A 797-nucleotide genomic window follows, 5' to 3' on the forward strand; every position below is an offset into this window, starting at 1 on the left:
GCGCTGCACAATGCGGGCCTATGAGCAAGACCTCCCTCGATAAAAGCAAGATCAAGTTCCTCCTGCTCGAGGGCATCCACCCTTCGGCGCTCGAAGTATTGAAGGCCGCGGGCTACACCAACATCGAGTCGGTGTCCGGTGCGCTGAGCGACGAAGAGCTCAAGGCGCGCATCGCCGATGTGCACTTCCTGGGCATCCGCTCGCGCACGCAGCTCACGGCCGAGGTGTTCGCGGTAGCGCACAAGCTGGTGGCGGTGGGGTGTTTCTGCATCGGTACCAACCAGGTCGACCTGGATGCGGCGCGCGAGCACGGCGTGGCCGTCTTCAATGCGCCTTATTCCAATACCCGCTCGGTCGCCGAGCTGGTGCTGGCCGAGGCCATTCTGCTGCTGCGCGGCGTGCCCGAGAAGAGCGCGGTCGCGCACCGCGGCGGCTGGCTCAAGTCGGCCGAGAGCGCCTTCGAGATCCGGGGCAAGACGCTGGGTATCGTGGGCTATGGCTCCATTGGCGCGCAGCTTTCGGTGCTGGCCGAGGCGCTGGGCATGCAAGTGGCCTTCTTCGACGTGGTCACCAAGCTGCCGCTGGGCAATGCGCGCCAGGTCAAGCTGCTGCCCGAGCTGCTGGCGCAAAGCGACATCGTGACCCTGCACGTGCCCGAGACGCAGGCCACGCAATGGATGATCGGCGCCGCCGAGATCGCCGCCATGAAGCCCGGCGCGATCCTGATCAACGCCTCGCGCGGAACGGTGGTCGTGATCGAGGCGCTGGCCGAGGCCTTGAAGCAGAAGAAGCTGCTC

The 797-nt window shown here is 65.9% G+C and carries 1 protein-coding gene; it reads left to right on the forward strand.

From position 1 onward, the window contains the following. Window positions 1-20: 20 nt before the first annotated feature. On the forward strand, window positions 21-797 hold a 777-nt coding region (gene serA / locus AC1DTN_RS37600), incomplete at its 3' end, for a phosphoglycerate dehydrogenase (RefSeq protein WP_477925204.1).

It is taken from the genome of Rhizobium sp. 01T444, from assembly GCF_056398305.1.